General features: G+C 59.3%; 21 protein-coding genes. 9 read left to right on the top strand and 12 right to left on the bottom strand.

Going from position 1 to position 18,719, the window contains the following annotated elements:
- Nucleotides 1-81: 81 nt before the first annotated feature.
- On the top strand, nt 82-657 hold the full coding sequence (phaR, locus tag ACO6TG_RS14210; protein ID WP_422378768.1) for a polyhydroxyalkanoate synthesis repressor PhaR: 576 nt from the start codon (nt 82-84) through the stop codon (nt 655-657).
- Between the two features lie 18 nt (nt 658-675).
- On the top strand, nt 676-1,185 hold the full coding sequence (locus tag ACO6TG_RS14205; RefSeq protein ID WP_422378767.1) for a GNAT family N-acetyltransferase: 510 nt from the start codon (nt 676-678) through the stop codon (nt 1,183-1,185).
- Nucleotides 1,186-1,344: 159 nt separating this feature from the next.
- Here ACO6TG_RS14205 and ACO6TG_RS14200 read toward each other — a convergent pair whose 3' ends face one another.
- A complete protein-coding gene (locus tag ACO6TG_RS14200) occupies nt 1,345-1,776 on the bottom strand; it encodes a GlcG/HbpS family heme-binding protein (protein ID WP_422378766.1) in 432 nt (143 codons plus the stop codon).
- Nucleotides 1,777-1,910: 134 nt separating this feature from the next.
- Between ACO6TG_RS14200 and ggt the strand changes: the two genes are divergently transcribed.
- Together ggt and ACO6TG_RS14190 are read left to right on the top strand one after the other, a co-directional pair.
- Nucleotides 1,911-3,506 carry a gamma-glutamyltransferase gene (ggt, locus tag ACO6TG_RS14195; protein ID WP_422378765.1) on the top strand — a complete coding sequence of 532 codons (1,596 nt, stop codon included), beginning with the start codon at nt 1,911-1,913 and terminating at the stop codon, nt 3,504-3,506.
- Nucleotides 3,507-3,607: 101 nt separating this feature from the next.
- A complete protein-coding gene (locus ACO6TG_RS14190) occupies nt 3,608-4,993 on the top strand; it encodes a multicopper oxidase family protein (RefSeq protein ID WP_422378764.1) in 1,386 nt (461 codons plus the stop codon).
- Nucleotides 4,994-5,006: 13 nt separating this feature from the next.
- Here the strand turns inward: ACO6TG_RS14190 and ACO6TG_RS14185 are convergent, their stop codons facing one another.
- Together ACO6TG_RS14185 and ACO6TG_RS14180 are read right to left on the bottom strand one after the other, a co-directional pair.
- Nucleotides 5,007-5,327 carry a hypothetical protein gene (locus tag ACO6TG_RS14185; protein ID WP_422378763.1) on the bottom strand — a complete coding sequence of 107 codons (321 nt, stop codon included), beginning with the start codon at nt 5,325-5,327 and terminating at the stop codon, nt 5,007-5,009.
- 219 nt (nt 5,328-5,546) lie between these two features.
- Nucleotides 5,547-5,819, bottom strand: a complete 273-nt coding sequence (locus ACO6TG_RS14180; RefSeq protein WP_422378762.1) for a hypothetical protein — start codon at nt 5,817-5,819, stop codon at nt 5,547-5,549.
- A 426-nt stretch (nt 5,820-6,245) separates the two neighbouring features.
- On the opposite strand from ACO6TG_RS14180, the gene ACO6TG_RS14175 reads away from it, so the two are divergent.
- Nucleotides 6,246-6,842 (top strand): hypothetical protein, encoded by a 597-nt coding sequence (locus tag ACO6TG_RS14175; RefSeq protein ID WP_422378761.1) that lies wholly within the window; start codon nt 6,246-6,248, stop codon nt 6,840-6,842.
- Nucleotides 6,843-6,887: 45 nt separating this feature from the next.
- Here the strand turns inward: ACO6TG_RS14175 and ACO6TG_RS14170 are convergent, their stop codons facing one another.
- The 4 genes from ACO6TG_RS14170 to ACO6TG_RS14155 form a co-directional block, all read right to left on the bottom strand.
- On the bottom strand, nt 6,888-7,520 hold the full coding sequence (locus ACO6TG_RS14170) for a 3'-5' exonuclease (RefSeq protein ID WP_422378760.1): 633 nt from the start codon (nt 7,518-7,520) through the stop codon (nt 6,888-6,890).
- A gap of 131 nt (nt 7,521-7,651) precedes the next feature.
- Nucleotides 7,652-8,011, bottom strand: a complete 360-nt coding sequence (rplT, locus tag ACO6TG_RS14165) for a 50S ribosomal protein L20 (RefSeq protein ID WP_422378759.1) — start codon at nt 8,009-8,011, stop codon at nt 7,652-7,654.
- Nucleotides 8,012-8,037: 26 nt separating this feature from the next.
- A complete protein-coding gene (rpmI, locus tag ACO6TG_RS14160; protein ID WP_023002610.1) occupies nt 8,038-8,235 on the bottom strand; it encodes a 50S ribosomal protein L35 in 198 nt (65 codons plus the stop codon).
- Between the two features lie 269 nt (nt 8,236-8,504).
- Nucleotides 8,505-9,122: an FMN-dependent NADH-azoreductase gene (locus ACO6TG_RS14155; RefSeq protein ID WP_422378758.1), complete on the bottom strand. Its 618-nt coding sequence runs from the start codon at nt 9,120-9,122 to the stop codon at nt 8,505-8,507.
- 98 nt (nt 9,123-9,220) lie between these two features.
- Here ACO6TG_RS14155 and ACO6TG_RS14150 point away from each other — a divergent pair, with 98 nt between their 5' ends.
- Both ACO6TG_RS14150 and ACO6TG_RS14145 read left to right on the top strand, forming a co-directional pair.
- A complete protein-coding gene (locus ACO6TG_RS14150) occupies nt 9,221-10,117 on the top strand; it encodes a LysR family transcriptional regulator (RefSeq protein WP_422378757.1) in 897 nt (298 codons plus the stop codon).
- 247 nt (nt 10,118-10,364) lie between these two features.
- Nucleotides 10,365-10,964: a hypothetical protein gene (locus ACO6TG_RS14145; protein ID WP_422378756.1), complete on the top strand. Its 600-nt coding sequence runs from the start codon at nt 10,365-10,367 to the stop codon at nt 10,962-10,964.
- A gap of 22 nt (nt 10,965-10,986) precedes the next feature.
- On the opposite strand, the gene acuI is transcribed toward ACO6TG_RS14145, so the two are convergent.
- The 5 genes from acuI to ACO6TG_RS14120 are packed head-to-tail and all read right to left on the bottom strand — an operon-like array spanning nt 10,987 to nt 16,196.
- Nucleotides 10,987-11,979, bottom strand: a complete 993-nt coding sequence (gene acuI, locus ACO6TG_RS14140) for an acryloyl-CoA reductase (RefSeq protein WP_422378755.1) — start codon at nt 11,977-11,979, stop codon at nt 10,987-10,989.
- A 5-nt stretch (nt 11,980-11,984) separates the two neighbouring features.
- On the bottom strand, nt 11,985-13,628 hold the full coding sequence (locus ACO6TG_RS14135) for an acyl-CoA synthetase (RefSeq protein ID WP_422378754.1): 1,644 nt from the start codon (nt 13,626-13,628) through the stop codon (nt 11,985-11,987).
- A 1-nt stretch (nt 13,629) separates the two neighbouring features.
- Nucleotides 13,630-14,751: a dimethylsulfoniopropionate demethylase gene (locus ACO6TG_RS14130; protein ID WP_422378753.1), complete on the bottom strand. Its 1,122-nt coding sequence runs from the start codon at nt 14,749-14,751 to the stop codon at nt 13,630-13,632.
- A gap of 16 nt (nt 14,752-14,767) precedes the next feature.
- Entirely contained in the window at nt 14,768-15,394 is a 627-nt protein-coding gene (locus tag ACO6TG_RS14125) for a DUF1326 domain-containing protein (RefSeq protein WP_094072936.1), read from the bottom strand.
- Between the two features lie 10 nt (nt 15,395-15,404).
- Nucleotides 15,405-16,196, bottom strand: coding sequence for a DUF2182 domain-containing protein (locus ACO6TG_RS14120; protein ID WP_422378752.1), 792 nt, complete (start codon nt 16,194-16,196; stop codon nt 15,405-15,407).
- Nucleotides 16,197-16,349: 153 nt separating this feature from the next.
- Between ACO6TG_RS14120 and ACO6TG_RS14115 the strand changes: the two genes are divergently transcribed.
- Together ACO6TG_RS14115 and ACO6TG_RS14110 are read left to right on the top strand one after the other, a co-directional pair.
- Nucleotides 16,350-17,081, top strand: a complete 732-nt coding sequence (locus ACO6TG_RS14115; protein ID WP_422378751.1) for a FadR/GntR family transcriptional regulator — start codon at nt 16,350-16,352, stop codon at nt 17,079-17,081.
- Between the two features lie 232 nt (nt 17,082-17,313).
- Entirely contained in the window at nt 17,314-18,672 is a 1,359-nt protein-coding gene (locus tag ACO6TG_RS14110) for a hypothetical protein (RefSeq protein WP_422378750.1), read from the top strand.
- The last annotated feature ends 47 nt before the right edge of the window (nt 18,673-18,719 follow it).

Raw genomic sequence — 18,719 nt, 5'->3', positions numbered from 1 at the left:
CGAAGGCCTTGTCGTCAAATGGGAAACCAGAGCGGGAGGATGTCCCGTTCATGCCCGAAGGCAAACAGGCGGAATTCACGGATGGCCAAAACCAGCGAGCCGACAATCATCAAGAAATACGCCAACCGGCGGCTCTACAACACGGGCACCAGCACCTATGTCACGCTTGAGGACCTTGCGGTGATGGTGAAGGGGGAGGAAGACTTCGTCGTCTACGACGCAAAAAGCGGTGAGGACATCACCCGCTCCGTCCTGACCCAGATCATTTTTGAACAGGAAGGCAAGGGGCAGAACCTGTTGCCGGTCACCTTTCTGCGCCAGTTGATCCGGTTTTACGGTGACAGCATGCAGGGTCTGGTGCCGAGCTTCCTGGAATATTCCATGACCTCGCTGACCCAGGAGCAGGAGAAGCTGCGCTCCCAGATGAGCGAAGCCTTCGGCGCCACGGCGTTTGACGCCATTGAGGACCAGGTCAAGCGCAACACCGAAATGTTCGAGCGCGCCATGAAGATGTTCATGCCGTTCCCGACCGGTGAGGCCGGCGGCACACCAGCGGCGGCCAAGGAAGACAAGGCTGAACCGTCGGATCTGGACGACATGAAGAAGCAGCTCGAAGAGATGCAGAAGAAGATCAACCAGCTGAGCGACAAATCCTGACCGCAGGATCTGCAGCAATTGACCAAGACGGACACTGACCGACCGGCACCGAAAGGGCCGGTCGTTTGTCTTGAAACGATCTCTGAGGCTGCTGCAGACATCGAGGTCTGGTTTCGGGACGAATGGCCAGCCTGGTATGGGGCCGGCGGTCAGGGCGATGCCAGGCGCGATCTGGCAAGATGCCTTCACACCGAATTTCGCCTGCCGCGTTGCCTCGTGGCGCTGAACACCGTCCGGTTGCCGGTCGGAACCGTTTCCCTGCGCGATTCTTCCCCGGGTTCGGATCGCTATCCGGGTGCATGGCTGACTGCACTGCTGGTGCCCGGGCCGTTTCGGCTGGCCGGCATTGGAACGTCTCTCGTTGCCGCTGCGGAAGCGGAAGCTGCGCGCCTGGGCTATTCGGAAATACTCTCCTCGACAGCCACTGCGCAGTCGTTGTTTCTGACACGGGACTGGCAACGGATCGACACTTTCCGATATCCATCCGGAGAACTGGAGATATTCCGGAAGGTGCTCTTGATAGCCTGATCAGCAGCTACACAATTTCAACCTCATCCTGAGGAAGCGCGCCAGCGCTGTCTCGAAGGATTTGCCCCTTGTTCTCGGAGGGTGCAGCCGATCCTTCGAGACGGACTTTTCGGTCCTCCTCAGGATGAGGGTGGTAGTTGTGGTGACGCCTGTTCCGCCTTAGCCGCAGTCCGCAACCAGCTCCGCGGCTTCAATCCCGGCAACGGCACACGCCTCGTCATTGTCGGAGGTATCGCCGGTGATGCCGACAGCGCCGAGGGTCTCGCCGTCTTCATCCCTGATCAGGACGCCGCCGGGGACGGGAACAATGGCACCGCCTGAGACACCGTTCAACGCATTGACGAAATGCGGACGGCTTTCGGCATTGGCATTGAGCCAGCGGGTGCCGGTGCCGACGGCCAGCGCGCCAACCGCCTTGCCGGTGGCGATTTGCGGCCGCATGATCGACGAGCCGTCCTGCCGTTTCAGAAGCACGGTGTGGCCGCCGGCGTCGAGAACGGCAACGGTCAGCGGCTTCAACTTCAGGTCGGCGGCCTTTTCCAGTGCGGCGGAAGTGATGGTCTCTGCCGTTGAAAGAGTGAGTTTGCGCATTTCGCCGGTTCTCCTTAAGGTGCTGGCCGTTATTCGATTTTGCTAGCAGACCAGGCTTTGGCCGCATAGGTGAAAAAGCCGCGAAGCTTCTTCGGCAAAATCGAAAAAGTACTCATTGGGGCAGGAGACAATCAGTGAAGCGCGATTTTCAGGCACCGGGGCGGTCGCCGGTTTTTGCACGCGAGGCAGCAGCAGCGACATCCCATCCCCTGGCCACCAGCGCGGCACTTGAAGTCCTGCAGGCCGGCGGCAACGCTGTCGATGCCGCCATTGCTGCGGTTGCCGTTCAATGTGTTGTCGAGCCGCATATGACAGGGATCGGCGGCGACTGCTTCGCCATCGTGATGGAGTCGGACGGCCGCCTGACCGGGTTCAACGGCTCCGGCGGTGCGCCGCGTGCAGCGACGCCGGAAAAACTGGCGCAGCTGGGTGTGAAGGAACTCACCGACACGTCGCCGCATGCGGTTACCGTTCCAGGTGCAGTCCGTGCCTGGGAGACGCTGCACAAGGCGCATGGTTCGGCCCCGTTCAAGTCGCTGTTCAAACGTGCGATCGGTTATGCCCGGGACGGCTTCCCGGTTGCACCGCGTGTTGCCCGTGACTGGGCCAACAACGAAGCCAAGCTGCGATCGGACCCGATCGCTGCAGCACGGTATCTCATCAACGGCGAAGCTCCTGCGGCTGGAACGATCCTGAAATACCCCCACCTGGCGGAGACGCTGGAAAAGATAGCGGCAGGCGGCGCCGACGCGTTCTATTCCGGTGCGGTGGCCGCGGATATTGTTGCGGCGCTTCAGGCGCGTGGCGGCTTGATGACGGAAGACGACCTGGCGGCCTGCCACACCACGGCGGTGTCACCGGTCATGCGGGACTATAAGGGTCATACGGTTGCGGAACTGCCGCCGAACGGCCAGGGCGTCATTGCGCTCCTCATTCTCGGTATTCTGGAAAGGTTCGACCTGGAGACGCTCGATCCGCTTGGCCCGGAGCGGTTTCATCTTGAAATGGAGGCGGCGCGTCTTGCCTATGCGGTCCGCGACCGCTTCGTCACCGATCCCGGCTATATGGATGTCTGCCACACACGTTTGATCGGGTCGGACTATATCGACCAGCTGGCGGCCCAGGTCTCCAGGGAAAAGCGGATGAGCTCATTGCCGCAAAGTGCGCTCGCGCCGCAAACCGACACGGTCTATCTGTCGGTTGTCGACAAGGACGGTCTGGCGGTCTCCTTCATCAATTCGCTCTTCAGCGACTTTGGCAGCGGCATCGTTGCGCCTGAAAGCGGCGTGCTGCTGCATTGCCGCGGCAAGTCGTTCCGTGTGGAGCCCGGTCATGCCGCCTCGATCGATGGCGGCAAGCGACCCATGCACACGATCATCCCGGCGATGGGCCTGAAAGACGGGGCGCCCTGGCTTACCTTCGGTGTGATGGGCGGGCATTACCAGGCCTGCGGTCACGCCCATTTGCTGACCAGCATCATCGACTACGGCATGGACGTTCAGGCGGCGATCGATTTTCCGCGCATGTTCTTCGATCTCGACACACATGCCCTTCAGGCGGAAAGGCTTGTGCCGCCCTCGACCCTGGACGGGCTGCGCGCGCTCGGGCATGAGGTTGTTTCCGCGCCCGGAGCGATTGGCGGTTCGCAGGCAATCATGATCGACAAGGCGCGACATCTGCTGGTGGCCGGATCGGATCCGCGCAAGGACGGCCATGCGGCGGGCTATTGAGCCGGGCAAGGTCTGACCGCGTCAAAATGATCCTTGAGATCGGGTGCGCCCGGGTGTTCACTGCCCCCGGACGCGCCAACCGAATTCTTTAAGGACATGACATGACCAGACTTTCGCGCCGGGACCTGCTGCTGGGCGGCACGGGCGTGTTGGGTGCATTCACTTTGGGCGGCCTTGTTTCAGCCAAGGCGCAGGCCGCGGACCATTCCCTTACCATCGCCAGTCTCGATCACAGCATCCTGCCGGAAACGATGACCAAGGGCATGATGAGTTTCGCAACCGACGGACCACCACCGGTGCTGCGCCTCAAAAGAGGTCAGAAGACTTCCATTGATGTCAGTAATGCACTCGATGAAGCTTCCGTGGTGCACTGGCACGGGCTCCGGATTGCCAACGCAATGGACGGGGTGCCTTACCTGACCCAGCACCCGATCGAGGCTGGTCAGTCCTTCCGCTACGAGTTCACACCGCCCGACGCCGGTACTTTCTGGTATCACCCCCATTGCAACACGCTGGAGCAGATGTCCCGTGGCCTGACCGGGATGATGATCGTGGAAGAGGATGAGGATCCGGGATTTGACGAGGATCTGCCGCTCAACATCCGCGATTTCCGACTGGGGGGCGACGGACAGTTCATCGCGTTTTACAAGGCACGCAACGCGGCCCGTGGCGGCACGCTCGGCACAGTCTCCACCGTCAATTGGAAAGTTGCTCCAACCTTTGACTTTGCCGCCGGCAGTCTTGTCAGACTGCGCCTGGCGGTGACCGACATCACGCGGGTGGGGACCTATGAGATCACCGGCGGAGAGGCGCAGGTGATTGCGATCGATTCAAATCCGTTGCCTCGGCCGGTCCCGGCAAAAGACCTGATCCTGTCTCCCGGCCAGCGTGCCGACATCGCCCTGCGTGTTCCGGACAGAGAAGAAGAAGCGGTGACACTCAGGCTGAAACGCCGCAATGGCGACCGCGACCTGGCAACTTTCCGGCCCAGGGGGCAAAGTCTTCGCCGGGAGTTGCGGGAACTCAAACCGCTGAAGCCGAATCCCGTGCCCGAGGCCGATCTGGCAAATGCAGAAGTGATGGAGTTCGTGTTCGGCTGGTCACCGGAGGGAGATGCGCCGCAGCCGAGCATATGCGGCACGCTCGGCTATACGTTCTGGTCGATCAACCGCAAGGCCTGGCCGGGCGATCTGCCGGGACCTTTCGATCCGCTGGCAACGCTGAAACTGGGCAAATCCTACATCCTGCGGCTGCGAAACGAGTCGCCCAACGCGCACCCGATCCACCTGCACGGTGTTTCCTTCCGGCTGTTGCAATCAAACAAGCGCAAACTGCCGCCGCTGGTGACGGATACTGCCTTGCTTCTGGAAGAAGAAACGCTGGATGTGGCGCTGGTTGCCGACAATCCGGGTGACTGGGCGTTCCATTGCCACGTGATCGAACATCAGAAAACCGGACTGACCGGTTTCCTGAGGATCGAAGCGTAAGGGGGAACCGCTTTCAAGCGGACAGCATCACCGTGTAGGACCGCTCATCGCTGTCATCGGCAGCAGAGCGGTACTGCGCATGGTGTTGCATGCGCTCCAGATCGGTTTCCAGCGGCAACTGGCGGCTGGCAAGGAGCTGGGTCGCATATTCGGCATGAGCACCCGCAGACAGATCTCGCTGCAGTTCGGCGGCCGCGATATGGGCCGGCATCAGGTCATGATCGGAAAAGCTGCTGCCGGCGCCGGCAAAAAGGTCCGGATTGGGAACGTATTCGGCAACCGGCTTCTGGCGGATGCGCAGGGCAGGAACGGCGGAAACAGGGTTTACTCGCATTGTCTTCAGTCTCCGTGGCGGGCCAGTCCGTGGCCAATCTGGTCGGAGGTCCGGGGAGTCCGGATCTGTTTTTCAATATAGGACTTCCCGCAACGAAAAAATGTGACGCGCGTCACACTTTGGCGATCCGGTTGTTGAAGACGGGCAATTGAAAAAAGAACCCGGGGCAGAGCCCCGGGCCAGTGATATCCAGTGGTACATCTGGAAACTTGAAAACTTTCAGAGCTCGGTCTTGAGCAGGTGACCCGTCGCGCGGCGGCGTGGAAGGGCAGCAACGGCGCGGTAGCTGTTGGCGCCGTTCAAAGTGTCGCTCGGCAAGGGTGCGCCAGCCTGGATGTCATAGTCGCGGGTGGCGATCAGATGTGCCAGGAAAACGGAATTCGGACGATAGCGAGTGCTGAAAGCCTCCTGGTCGCGCTCCAGCGCGGGGCGTTCCGGCACGGGCAAATGCGCGGCAAAGCTGGCCTGGCGTTCGGTTTCCGTCTCTCCCACAGAGGGACGTTTCCGCCTCACATTGGCACGACCTGCCGAACTGACCGGGTTCACTCGCACGTATTTCCGCCTCATTGTTTCAAAATGGCACGCTTGATGGTGCCTTTCCTGAAACCTCGCAATCACCATGCCAATATAGGTAGGCGTTAACCTTTTGTCCGCAGAAATCCTCGATTTCGTGGTCACAAAAGTTAACAAGCTGGTGCAAAACCAGACAGTTTCAGTGGGAAGCGGGGATAAGTGTGGAAACCTGGAGCGGGGTTTTGTCGCGAATTGTTCCGACATCTTTGCAAATCCGGGAACGCGTTCCACGTCGTTGCAAAATGGTGAAATCCACCATCAAAGCGCCACGCTTCAGTCACGTGGAGACCGGAATCAGACTTTACCGGTTCACTCTTGTTCCTTCAGATTCGACCGGAGATCAGAATGCGCCCGACTGCCATTGCCCTTTGTCTTGCCTTGACCGTGGTTGCGGCGGAAACGCGCGCTGAGCCGGTTGTGCCAGCCAGCTTGCAGGGAGAGTGGACCACTGATTGTCTGCCGATCGGAACGGCGGGCAGACACGGCATGATCACGCGACTTGTGGTGGACGGCAGCGGGCAGGTGTCGGCCTGGAGCCAGGTCTTTGCAAGCAATGCCTGCCGAGTGCCGACAGTGCAGGCACAGTACCGGTCACAACTTCTGGACCTGCAGGAAGACCCGGAAGCCCTGCGAATAACGCACAGGATTAAGTCGATCCTTCTCAAGACGAACAGGGACGAGGTCACCGCGGTTTATAATGATCCTGAAACGGCTGCAGGATGCGGTCTGACAGGGTGGCAAACCCATATCGCCCGGCCGGTGGATGGCCGGAGTTGTTCAGTCTTTGATTTGCCCGAGGCCGGAGAGACCTTGCTGGATCGTGTATGGGTCGACGGCAATGGTGTCGCTTTCGGCGCCTATCCGCTCAAATGGTCGGTCAGGACCGAGGATGATCTTGCAAAGGTGCCAAGCGCCGTCCGCTTCTATCGAACCGGGTACTAGGGTCCTGATTTAAAGTCACAAGGCTCTTCGGCAGACCTGAACCTGCTATCGGCTTTTCGTCTTCACCGGCAGCTGGAAATCGGCCGGCTGGAGTTTGCCGTTGCGCAAAAGAAACTGAAGGGACAGGGCAACGGACATGGCATCGTCGAGCGCATCATGGTGGCGCCTGCCTTCGCCTTTGATGCCGAAATAGTCAGCCAATTGACCACTGGAAGTCTTCTGGAGATCCTCCAGCGGCACGCCCGCATTGAATGCGAGGGCGATGGCGTTTCCGAACCGGCTGGCAGCCAGGGCCGGCTTGATGCCGGCGAGGTAACAGCTGATGCCGTAGAGATAGAGTTCGTCCTTGCCCCAGGACCAGAGGGTCCCCTCACCGGCAAAGCGTTCGAAGCGGCTCAGGGCTTCGCCTCGAGTCTCGCCATCGTTATCCATGGTCGCCTGGTCAACCCCCGTCAGTTCGGTGAAAAACGGGGTGAGGTCGACCTTTTTGCCAAATCTGTCCGTTGAAGCGATCAAAACCTGAAACTCATCCAGAATTTCGAAACCGGTATCCAAAGACAATTTGACTGCGCCGATCTGTGCTACTGCCGGATCAGGGTCAAACGGACCTCCCCAAAGGCGGGTAATAGCGCCAGGCGCGGTCAAATACTCGCAATCGAAGATGATGGCATGTGTCATTGCGTGATCCCGGTTCCGGTAAAGGCCTGGCGCGTGAATCCTGTCCGGCAGCATAGGAACGTGAGTCGGACTAAGGCGCAAAAAAAACGCGGCCCGAAGACCGCGTTTTCAAGACTGTTGTTCAAACCGGCTCAGGCAGCCAGTGCGCCCTGCGCCTTGTCGACCAGAGCCTTGAAGGCGTCCGGCTGATTGATGGCGAGGTCGGACAGAACCTTGCGGTCGACTTCGACGCCGGCCTTGTTCAGGCCGTTGATGAAGTTGCCGTAGGTCATGCCGTGCTGGCGGGTCGCCGCATTGATGCGCTGGATCCAGAGCGAACGGAAGTTGCGCTTCTTGGCCTTGCGGTCGCGGTAAGCGTACTGAGCTGCCTTTTCGACAGCCTGCTTGGCGACGCGGATAGTGTTCTTGCGGCGGCCGTAATAACCTTTTGCGGCCTTCAGAACTTTCTTGTGACGAGCGTGGGCGGTTACGCCCCGTTTGACGCGTGACATTTAGATGATCTCCTTCGGGGCTGGCGTTAGGCGTAAGGCAGGAACTGCTTCACGATCTTTGCATCCTGGTCGCTCAGCGTGGTGGTGCCACGGGCGTTGCGGATGAACTTGTTCGTGCGCTTGATCATGCCATGACGCTTGCCGGCCTGCGCGGTTTTCACCTTGCCGGTCGCAGTCACTTTGAAGCGCTTTTTGGCGCCGGACTTCGTCTTCAGCTTGGGCATTTTGCATCCTTTCCTTGGTGCGTCCGCGATAAAGCGGCCGCTTCTTTCTTGGTGCATTCAGAGCCGACACGGCATGCCCTTGGTTGTCGCAAATGGTCCGCATCAGGATGCAAAAGACCAGTCCACGACGAGCCGGACGACTCTGGACCGGGCGCTTATATGGGAGGTTTCCGTCAAATGCAACCGGAATCGGGGGGAATCTGCCGTTTCTTCTCCGCCCTCGGTCCCGATCGCTGCCTGACTGGCTTCGGCGCGCCGTGCCCCTCTGCCTAGGCGGCCCGCTTCGCTTCCATTTTTGCCACTTCAAGCCGGGCGGCAAAGTCTTCCGGACCCGCCGTGGCGGTTCCCTGCACATGGACGAATTCGATGGTTTCAACCCCCAGAAAGGTGAGCAGGAATGTCAGGTAGGGTTCCAGAAAATTCGCCGCCGCAAAAGGTTCTTCCCTGAGATACCCTTCAGAGCCGTAGGCGCAGACGATAATGGCCCGTTCGGCCCTGACCAGTCCCTGGAAGCCTGTTTCATCCATGGAGAACGTGTGACCGATCCGCATGACCTGATCGATCCAGGCCTTGAGGGCTGCGGGAATTGAGAAATTGTAGATCGGCACGGCAAGCAGCAGCGTTTCGGACCCCTGAATCTCCCGGATCAGTTCGTCCGACAGGGCTGTTGCCTCCTTCAGGTCTTCTGATAGAGCGTCTTGCGGCGCATAGAATCCCTCGATGGTCTTCTGGGCGATAAAGGGAATGGAGCCATCCGCGACGTTACGCGTGATCACCCGGCAGCCCGGATGTTTCCGGCGAAACTCTGCCTCGAAAATGTCGGCGACAGCTGCCGAATGCGAGCCTTCCAGCCGGGAACTTGAATTGATGCGGAGCAACTGTGTCATGATCATGCCTCCTTGTTGAATGGCATGTCCGGTCTAGTTTCCTGCGATGAGTGAAAAAATAGATCGAATTACACTTTACTCGTGCGTATCATGCACGAATGGAGCTCTCAACACTCAAAACCGCCTTGCTGGTCCGGGATCTCGGCAGCTTTGCCGCAGTTGCCCGGCTGTTGGACCTGGATGCATCCAGCGTCTCCCGGGTGATCGCCCAGCTGGAACAGGATGTCGGCTTCCGCCTGTTTCAACGCAGCACAAGGAGCCTGGCTCCCACCGGCGAGGGCGAGCTCTATCTCAACCGGATCGCGCCGCTCGTCGAGGAGCTGGATGCCGCAGGGGACGAAGCCCGTACGACAAGCGTTTCGCCGCGTGGAACCTTGCGCGTGACGGCCAGCATCTCTTTCGTCCAGGAATGTCTGATGCCGGTTCTGCCTGCGTTTCGGGACAGGTACCCGGAGATAGACCTCGAGATCCTGGCCTCCGATGCCAATCTGGACCTTCGGGCCGATGGCATTGACCTGGCGGTGCGGTTCGGGCAGATGCCAAAGGGGGACTGGATTGTCAGCAAGCTGATGGCGACCAGCTACCGTGTGGTGGCGTCCCCGGCCTATCTGGAAAAGACGGGCCGGCCGGAACATCCCGACGAGCTGTCGGAGCGGGAGTGCATCCGCTTTGCCATCCCTGGCTTCAAGACCTATTGGCAGTTCCGGGAAAGGGAAAACGAGGACGCATTCAGCGTGCCGGTTGGCGGTGCGACGGTGATCTCGAATGCCCTGTCCATCCGCTCGGCGGCACGGTCCGGTATGGGCGTTGCGCTTCTGCCGATCATGCTGGTGCAGCGTGACCTGGACAACGGTACGCTGGTCGACCTTTTCCCCGACCATGCCTGTGCGGCCTCTTCCTTCGAGACCGCGGCGTGGCTGCTTTACCCGAGCCGTTCCTACCTGCCGCAAAAGGTCCGGGTGATGATTGATTTTCTGAAAGAGAAATGGGGGTGAGCGACTGAATAGTGCGGTCACCTTCCCTGAATGCCTGCCACCTTGATGATTGGAGAAAAAATCTGCCGAGACCATCGATGCGCGTTGCACTCTCCCTTCAAATCAGAAGCTCCGCCTTATCTATGGTTGCAGCTTGACCTCTGAGATTCAATCAAAAGTAAGGATTTAAACCCAGGATATATCTTCAATCACTTCTAAACCTGAGATGGTTTAGGGGTTGATCAGGCCAGATATCTGGATGCGTTTCATGAATCCCAACATTTCTCACAGACAGAAGCTGGTGTTCGTGCACAATCCGAAAACGGCAGGTATCAGCTTTCGCAAATGGCTGGGAATTGACGGCCCTGTCAATCACGGCGTGCCGACCGTCAACGTGCCGCGAGAAATCTGGAACGCGTACACAGTGGTGGTCACGGTGCGTGAGCCGATTGACAGGGCCCTGTCCTGCTATCGGTTCATGACCCACGAAAGCTACAAGGGCATTTTCAAGAAGGTCTATACCGGTATGGGCGACTGGGACCCCTTGATGTTCTTCACGACAATTATCTCCGAGCAGGTGTTCGTTCTTGCCGGCCAATACAAGTACACGGAACACCTTCAGTCCAACAAACGACCCGATTTTCTGTTCAAGTTCGAAAACATGAACACCGAAAAACTTGCAGAACGCCTGAACATCACGTCGCCTTTTCCCAGGGAGAATGTCGGCAGGAACAGGGGATTTGTGCCTTTGTCGGAAGAGCTCTATTTGAGCCTGGTCGACCACTTCAAGGTCGATTACCTGCTGTTCGGCTACAAGCCGAAGCCCTACCGGGACTACATGCGCGAACAGGAGAAAATCGCCGCCTGATACGGCGATTTTCTCTTTACCTTCAGACGTTTACATCCACCACAACGCGGCCCTTGACCTGACCTTTCAGAATATCCGCACCGAGTTGCGGCAGGTCTTCAAGTGTTGCCGGCTGGATCATGGCTTCCAGCTTGTCCATCGGCAGGTCCCTTGCCAGCCGCTCCCAGGCTTTCAGGCGGGCGTCATAGGGTTTCATCACGCTGTCAATGCCGAGCAGGTTGACGCCACGCAGCAGGAACGGGATGACGGTGGCCGGCAGGGCCGCGCCGCCGGCCAGACCGACCGCTGCAACCGACGCACCGTATTTCATCTGTCCGAGAATGCGCGCGAGCATTGCGCCGCCGACAGCGTCGACACACCCGGCCCAGGTTTCGCTTTCCAAGGGACGTTTGACGGTTTCGGCAACGTCGTCACGGGGCACGATTTGGCTTGCACCAAGAGATTTCAGATAGTCCCAGGTGCTTTCCCGGCCGGTGACGGCGGCGACTTCGTAGCCCAGATTGGCGAGAATGGCGGTCGCGACCGAGCCGACGCCACCGGCCGCGCCTGTCACCAGCACCGGACCGTCTGCCGGTTTCATACCGTGATCTTCAAGCGCCATGATCGCGAGCATGGCCGTGAAACCGGCCGTGCCGACCGCCATGGCATTGCGGGTGGAAATGCCTTCGGGCAGTGGCACCAGCCACTCGCCCTTGACCCGGGCTTTTTGAGAATAACCACCCCACCAGGCTTCGCCGACGCGCCAGCCGGTCAACACCACCTTGTCGCCGGGCTTGTACCAGTCGTCGGTGCTTTCCTCCACCGTGCCGGCAAAGTCGATCCCGGGCACATGCGGATAGTTGCGCACGAGACCGCCACCGGGGCCGACGCACAGCCCGTCCTTGTAGTTCAATGTCGAATATTCGACCGCAACGGTGACATCGGCTTCCGGCAGACGGCTTTCCTCGATTTCCTCGATGCCCGCATGGGTCTTGCCGTCGTCGTCCTTGTTCACAATCAGTGCTTTGAAAGTCATGTGCCTCAATCCTGTTTTTGGGTGGTCTCGCTCATGGCCCTGGCCTCCTGGCGCAGGACATATTTCTGGATCTTGCCGGTCGCCGTCTTGGGCAGTTCGGTCAGGACGATCTTCTTGGGCCGCTTGAAGCCGGCCATGTTCTCCTTGCAGAAGGCGATCAGGCTGTCCTCTGTCTCAGGGCTGCCTTCCTTGAGTTCCACAAACGCGCAGGGCACCTCGCCCCATTTCTCGTCCGGCAGGGCAACAACGGCGGCCAGAACCACATCCGGGTGCCGGTGTAAAATGCCTTCGACCTCAACCGAGGAGATATTCTCACCGCCGGAGATGATGACGTCCTTCAGCCGGTCGCGGATCTGGATGTAGCCATTCGGGTGGCGCACGGCCGCGTCGCCGGATTTGAACGCTCCGCCGGCAAAGGCCTCGGCCGTTGCGTCCGGGTTCTTGTAATAGCCCTTCATGACGGTGTTGCCCCGAATGACGATTTCGCCCTGGGTCTGGCCATCCATCGGCACGGACAGGCCGCTGTCCCGGTCGACAACGTCGATCTTTTCGGTCATCGGAAAACCGACCCCTTGCCAGGATTGCCGCTCGGCCTGCTCGTCGGGGGAGAGATCGGCCCAGTCGTCCTGCCAAAGACACTGGGCAACATGGCCGTAGGTTTCTGTGAGGCCGTAGACCTGCATCACCTCAAAACCGAGTTTCTTGACGCCGGCAAGAACGGGGGCCGGCGGCGGCGCGCCAGCCGTCATGATCCGGACGGTGTGGCCAATCTGCCGGCGCTGGTCTTCCGGCGTGTTGATCAGCATGGACAGGACGATCGGTGCACCGCCAAGATGGGTGATGTCGTGTTCGGCGATCAGCTTGAAGACGGCTTCGCCGGTGATCTGCCGGATCAGCACGATTGTGCCCGCCATTAACGTCATCGTCCAGGCGTGGCACCAGCCGTTGCAGTGAAACATGGGCACGGAATAGAGATAGACCGGATGGCGTGGCAGCTCCCAGGCAACGGGTGTGCCCATCGCCATCAGATAGGCGCCACGATGGTGATAGACGACACCTTTGGGCCGTCCAGAGGTGCCGGAGGTGTAGTTCAGCGCCAGGGCTGCCCATTCATCTTCCGGGCCGGTCCAGGCAAGCTCCGGGTCACCCGTGCCGACCAGGCTCTCATAGGTTTCCGACCCGATCCGCTCACCGCCAGGCCCATCCGGATCGACGATGTCGACAACCGGCAAGGTCTTGCCGTTCAACGCAAAGGCCTTCTTGATCACCGCAGAAAAGGCCGTGTCGGCGATGACCAGGCGTACATCGCCGTGGCCGAGGATATAGGCGACGGTCTCCGGTTCCAGACGGGTGTTGATCGTGTTGAGGACGGCGCCGGTGAGCGGCACCGCGTAATGCAGTTCGAAAAGCTCCGGCGTGTTGGCGGCCATGACGGAGACCGTATCGCCCGGGCCGATGCCCAGTCGCCGCAGGCTGGACGCTACGCGGCGCACCCGGGTCTGCACCTCACGCCAGGTGGACCGGCGCTCATTGTAGATCAGCGCCGTCCGGTCCGGGAAGATCGCCGCGGTGCGCTCCAGAAAGGACAGAGGCGTCAGCGGCACATGATTGGCAGGTGCCTTGTCGAAGGCATCGTAGTGCTGCTTCATGTCATGCCCCCTGATTGGAAAACGGTGTCTCCCAAACGGTCGCCGCCCGCATGCCATGGGGCGTGTCGACCTGAACCTTGGTGCCGTCGTCCCAATGTGTCATGCGCACCATGCCGATGGCCACATTGGTGCGGAAATCCGGTGAATAGGCTGCAGAACTGACGGTTCCGACCTGACGGCCACCGGCAATGATCGGCCAGAGTTCGTCACAGGCAGGCACCGGTTCGCCGTCAATGGCAAGACTGCGGATCTGCCGCACAGGACCTTCCACAGCAACGCGCAGCAACGCATCGCGGCCGACGCAGCCGATGGCGTCCTTGGTCTGGCAGAACCTGCCGAGCCCGCATTCATGCGGCGTGTTGTTGCGGGTCATGTCGTTGCCATAGGACAGCAGCTGCCCCTCAATGCGTTCGATCAGGTTCGGACAGCCTGCACGCACATTGAGATCTTCTCCCGCCGCCATGAAGGCATCCCAGATCGGTTCGCCGAGACGGGAACCCTCGACATAGAGCTCAAAACCGCCCTGCTTCGAATAGCCGGAGCGGGCCAGAACCAGCCTGTGGCCCTCGAACTCGACATGGTCGTAGTGAAAGAAGCGGATCGTGCGGATACGTTCTCCGAAGAGCCGCGCGACCAGATCCTCGGCCTTTGGTCCCTGGATTGCGAGTGGTGACACGTCCGGTTCGTCGACATCGACTTCCAGCCGGAAGGCATGGGCAAGGCCCTTGATCCAGAACAGGAGATCGCTGTCGGCCACCGACACCCAGAACTTGTCTTCGGCAAGCTTGGTCGTCACCGGATCGTTGAGCATGCCACCGGTCTCGTCGACCATGGGTGTGTAGTAACACCGCCCTTCGGTCATGCCGGACAGATCCCGGGGGGTGAGCATCTGGGCCAGGCGCGCAGCGTCCGGCCCCCACAGTTCCACTTGCCGTTCGCAGGCAACATCCCAGATCTGAACGTCTTTTTTCAGATGGTGATAATCCGCCTCGACGCTGTCGAAGACGGTTGGCAGCAGCATGTGGTTATAGACTGTATAACCCTTGACGCCGGCCGCCTGAACACGCCGGGCAAAGGGGGTCTTGCGCGTGCGGCGGGAGATGGAAAGTGCGGGGACCTGCATGTTGCCCTCCCTGACCTTACGCGGCCTGCTCGGCCGCGGGGCCGGACCAGTCGATCTGACAGATTTCCGCGCTGCGACCGTCAAAGTCCCAGACGCGGCCATAGGCACGGACGCGGCCTTGCGTGGCGGTGGCCACCGTGATGTCGGATCCCATCCAGTACTCGGTGTTGGTCACCACGATGTCTTCATCCGGATTGGCGCCTCGGACGGGTTCTACTTCGCCCTTGATGGCCTTGCCGACGATCAGGCGGCGCTTCTTGCCTTCGTTTTCGTAGGAAACCGGGGCGCGCTCTGCACCGAGGAACTCGCTGACCAGCACCCGGAACAGTCCGGTCGTGCCCTTTGCCTGACCGGAGAAGATCTTGATCAAGCCGTCATAGGCCGCCTCGCTGGCGCGTTCATCGATATAGGCGGCCGCCTTCCAGTTGCCGCGGGCCATGAGGCCCGGGATTTCCAGCACCAGGCCAACATTGAGGCCGGACAGGTCTTCGCCCTCGTAGTGGCCTTCATCGATGCGAACACCGGCCCAGGCCTGGCAATAGCCTTCTGTGGGTGCGTGTTTGCCGAGCGACACGACGCAGGGGCAAAAGACCGTGCAATTGCAGTTGAGGATCAGTTCCCCGCGAATGGCCCATCCGGACATTGTTTTCTCCCTAGTTGATTGAGTTTGTCAGCGGCAGGAGCAGAACGACCGCCCCCGTCAGAATGAGAAAGACCCCGAGCGGCGCGGTGATCCGCGTGCCGATGGCCGGCAGTTTTTCGAGGGTCATCAGCACCATGGCGAGGCCCATGAACGCCAGATTCATGGTGCCGGCGACGAAGGCCAGCAGCATCAGGGCCCAGCAGCAACCGAGACAGATGGCCCCGAGCCGGAGGCCGAGCGTTGCACCGCCCCTGGCACCGGGTTGCCAGTGGCTGAAGAAGAAGGTCATCGGGCTCTGGCAGGCGTTGAGGCAGGCTTCCTTCAGGGTGCTGAACTGATAGGCGCCGGCCAGAAGCAAGAGCCCGCCATTGAGGGGGGCGGACACCGACCGGCCAAGGTCGGAGATAAGGCCGAGCTCTGCCAGCCGGGTCTGCAGGAGGGCCGCAAGAACAGAAAAGCCCAGCCAGACCAGCATGTATCCGCCAAGCAGGGCCGCGAGCGGCGCTGCACCCGCACCCGCGGTCCGGTTCAACTGCGCGAAGGTGCGAAAGGCTGGAAAGGCGGTCGGGGCCATCATGGCGAGTGCCATCAGGGACCACATGACAAATGCCGATTGAAACCCGACGTCGGCGGCAGTCGTGCGGCAGAGCGAGATCAGATAGGCAAGTCCATCCACCTGCAAGGAGGCCGGGACCTCCTGCATCTGCATGGCAAACAGCGCCGCCCAGGCGGCCAGAACGCAGCCATAGAAGGCAAGCCACAGGCTCCTGTGGCCGGCAAACAGCCGCGTCATGGTCTCCATACGATCCTCCCGATCATGTTTGGCCTTACGCTGCGCGTCAAAGATGCAAAAGTCAAACATTTAATTGTCAGACATTTAAACATTTTCAATTGACCCCTGCCTGGCGCCTCATTAGGTTGCCTCTCGTTGATTGGGGCAGGACCGGAGAAAATCTTGGCGATTGAATTCAACACGATTCAAAAAGAGGGGCTGTCGGTCCAGATCGCCAATGCCATCCGGGATGCCATTCTCGAAGGCCGGCTTGCCAGCGAAGAGCGGCTGCCGAGCGAGGCAGAGCTTTCCGAGCGGTTCGGTGTCTCCCGGTCGACCGTGCGCGAAGCCCTGAAACGCCTGGCCGCGCAGAACCTCATTCGCAGCGAACGCGGGTCGTCCGGCGGTGCATTCGTCAATCGGCTGACCTGGGACGAGGCCCAGGACAATCTGGTGACGACGACGCGTCTTCTGATCGGCATGAACAACATTCCGCTGGAAGATGCCATCGAGGCGCGGTTCGCGCTGGAGACATCCGCCCTGCCGCTCGCGGCCGAAAACAGGGCCGATCAGCATCTGGCGGCAATGGCGCAGGAGATCGCGCGTCAGCGGGACAAACTGACCAGCGATGAAGAGTTCTGTGCTTCAGATGTTGCGTTTCACTCAGCAATTGCAGCGGCGACCGGCAATCCGCTGCTGAGTTTTCAGCTGGCGGCTGCCTTTGAGGCGATGCAGCCGCTGATGAACATGCTGGTCTACCGCCTGCGCGACCGCGAGCGGATCGCTGATCTGCATGAAACGCTGGCCTCGGCACTGGAAACCGGTGATAGCGCCAAGGCCGCTGCCGAGCTGGACGCGCTTGCGGCTTACACCAAGGACCTGGCGGCGCAGAGGCGAAAACCGCGGAACGGTTAAATCCTGAATTCGTGTCCTCAATTTCGTTGACGGTTCAGATGAGAACGAATTCGAGTTCGGATTGGACCGTATCGGGAGAAGTTTGCTCTTCGTATTCCCTTTTGGCTTCAAACGCCTGGAAGCCCAGGTAAGTGCATATCTTCTCTTCTCTGGAAAATCTGCTATCATAAGGTGTGCTAAATACACTATTTAGTCATCCATAAGAACTCTTGAGCTCATATCTAAATTGTCGATGGGCTCAAATCTTTCGCTGATTTCAGCTGCGGTGAATAATGCCGCAATTTATTCATTCAAAAAAGAGACTATTGCTATGACAGAAGAAAATGATGAAACAACTGCCGACCAGATTAAAGATCCGGAAATTGCCAAGCTCGAAGCAGAGAAGGCCAAGTTCGAGGCTGAAACAGCCCGCCACAATGCCGACAAAGCTCGTATCGAGGCTGATGAGGCTCGGCACGATGCTGAAATGGCACTGAAACTCAAGCAGATCACCAGTGAAACCGAGCTGAATACCAAGCTGGCAGAAAGCGAAAAAAATCTGGCAGACAAGCGGCAAGAGGCTTTTCTGGCAAAGTATATCGGCACTACGACGCCTGGGTCCTATAAAGGCACTGTCACAGCAAACGATGGCGTCGGAAAGACCGAGGCGGCCCTGCTGGCTTCTGCTGCGCTGAAAAAATGCGCTGTCAAGATAGCCGACTCGGTAACAGAGGTTTCCAAGGATTCGGCCAATTTCGCCGTTTTTGATGCGAAGACCTTTCCCGATTTTGTCGCGTTGCGAGGCTTTCGGTTTCAGATCTCGCTGATCGAAAAACGGTTCGGTGCTGCAGGTGTCAGCGCCGAGAAGCGTGAACCCGCAGCGGCAAGAGCTGCGGCAATGGTCGCCCTTCCAGCGACTATCTCGGCCGGGCTCACAGCTGTGTCGGATATTTTAGGGTACCTGAAAACCGACTATACCGTCGGCGATGTCGATGTTGAACTTGATGATTCAATGCTCGTATTCTGCGCTGCGGGCGCCCTGAAAAAGCAGGGCGCAGATGTCACTTTGCCGCTCGTTTATCAAAGTGATCCCGACGGCGCTGCGATGAAAGAGCTGGCAGGAGAATTCGAAAAACTTGAGCTAATGCGAATGCAGACTTCCCTAGAAGTCCAAAAGGTTGAAGGCAAAATCAAATCGTTGACCGATGCCGGCGTAGCGGAAAATGCCAACGAAATTACCGGATTGAACCAAGATCTCGCGAAGCTGACCGCGGCGCTCAAGTCTTACGACGATTTTATCAACTCGCTCAATTCAGCTTCTGGCGATGGCAATCAATTGCAGACCATCATGAAGGAACTTGCGGTTGAACAGGCCTGCAAATCAAGGCATGTGCTTCTCGTCAGGCTGGAATCAAGCGGTGGTGGATACATTATCAAAAAGAACCTTTTGACTGGGCTTGGGAAAATGCCGCTTTACTATTCTGGCGGTGCTTCGGCGAGCTACGCATTGTTTGAAGGCAATAGCGGCAAAGTGCTTGGCGGCGATGTCGTTCAAGCTCACGGCGGTTGTGTAAATGCCACGAGACTTGCCAGCGCGCTTAACAAACCCTAATCACCCATTCTGACCCAGACCCTGTATGACTGGGTCTGGGTTCCAAT

Source organism: Roseibium sp. (assembly GCF_965233565.1).
In the GTDB taxonomy this organism is placed as follows: Bacteria; Pseudomonadota; Alphaproteobacteria; order Rhizobiales; family Stappiaceae; genus Roseibium.
Note: the sequence above shows the minus strand (reverse complement) of the source record. Positions and strands in the feature narration are given on the sequence as shown.

Coding starts and splice junctions, on each gene's coding strand:
- phaR (WP_422378768.1), top strand. CDS start 82: ATGGCCAAAACCAGCGAGCCGACAATCATCAAGAAATACGCCAACCGG.
- ACO6TG_RS14200 (WP_422378766.1), bottom strand. CDS start 1,776: ATGCGCAAACTCACTCTTTCAACGGCAGAGACCATCACTTCCGCCGCA.
- ACO6TG_RS14190 (WP_422378764.1), top strand. CDS start 3,608: ATGACCAGACTTTCGCGCCGGGACCTGCTGCTGGGCGGCACGGGCGTG.
- ACO6TG_RS14185 (WP_422378763.1), bottom strand. CDS start 5,327: ATGCGAGTAAACCCTGTTTCCGCCGTTCCTGCCCTGCGCATCCGCCAG.
- ACO6TG_RS14175 (WP_422378761.1), top strand. CDS start 6,246: ATGCGCCCGACTGCCATTGCCCTTTGTCTTGCCTTGACCGTGGTTGCG.
- ACO6TG_RS14170 (WP_422378760.1), bottom strand. CDS start 7,520: ATGACACATGCCATCATCTTCGATTGCGAGTATTTGACCGCGCCTGGC.
- rplT (WP_422378759.1), bottom strand. CDS start 8,011: ATGTCACGCGTCAAACGGGGCGTAACCGCCCACGCTCGTCACAAGAAA.
- rpmI (WP_023002610.1), bottom strand. CDS start 8,235: ATGCCCAAGCTGAAGACGAAGTCCGGCGCCAAAAAGCGCTTCAAAGTG.
- ACO6TG_RS14155 (WP_422378758.1), bottom strand. CDS start 9,122: ATGACACAGTTGCTCCGCATCAATTCAAGTTCCCGGCTGGAAGGCTCG.
- ACO6TG_RS14150 (WP_422378757.1), top strand. CDS start 9,221: ATGGAGCTCTCAACACTCAAAACCGCCTTGCTGGTCCGGGATCTCGGC.
- ACO6TG_RS14145 (WP_422378756.1), top strand. CDS start 10,365: ATGAATCCCAACATTTCTCACAGACAGAAGCTGGTGTTCGTGCACAAT.
- acuI (WP_422378755.1), bottom strand. CDS start 11,979: ATGACTTTCAAAGCACTGATTGTGAACAAGGACGACGACGGCAAGACC.
- ACO6TG_RS14135 (WP_422378754.1), bottom strand. CDS start 13,628: ATGAAGCAGCACTACGATGCCTTCGACAAGGCACCTGCCAATCATGTG.
- ACO6TG_RS14130 (WP_422378753.1), bottom strand. CDS start 14,751: ATGCAGGTCCCCGCACTTTCCATCTCCCGCCGCACGCGCAAGACCCCC.
- ACO6TG_RS14125 (WP_094072936.1), bottom strand. CDS start 15,394: ATGTCCGGATGGGCCATTCGCGGGGAACTGATCCTCAACTGCAATTGC.
- ACO6TG_RS14120 (WP_422378752.1), bottom strand. CDS start 16,196: ATGGAGACCATGACGCGGCTGTTTGCCGGCCACAGGAGCCTGTGGCTT.
- ACO6TG_RS14110 (WP_422378750.1), top strand. CDS start 17,314: ATGGGCTCAAATCTTTCGCTGATTTCAGCTGCGGTGAATAATGCCGCA.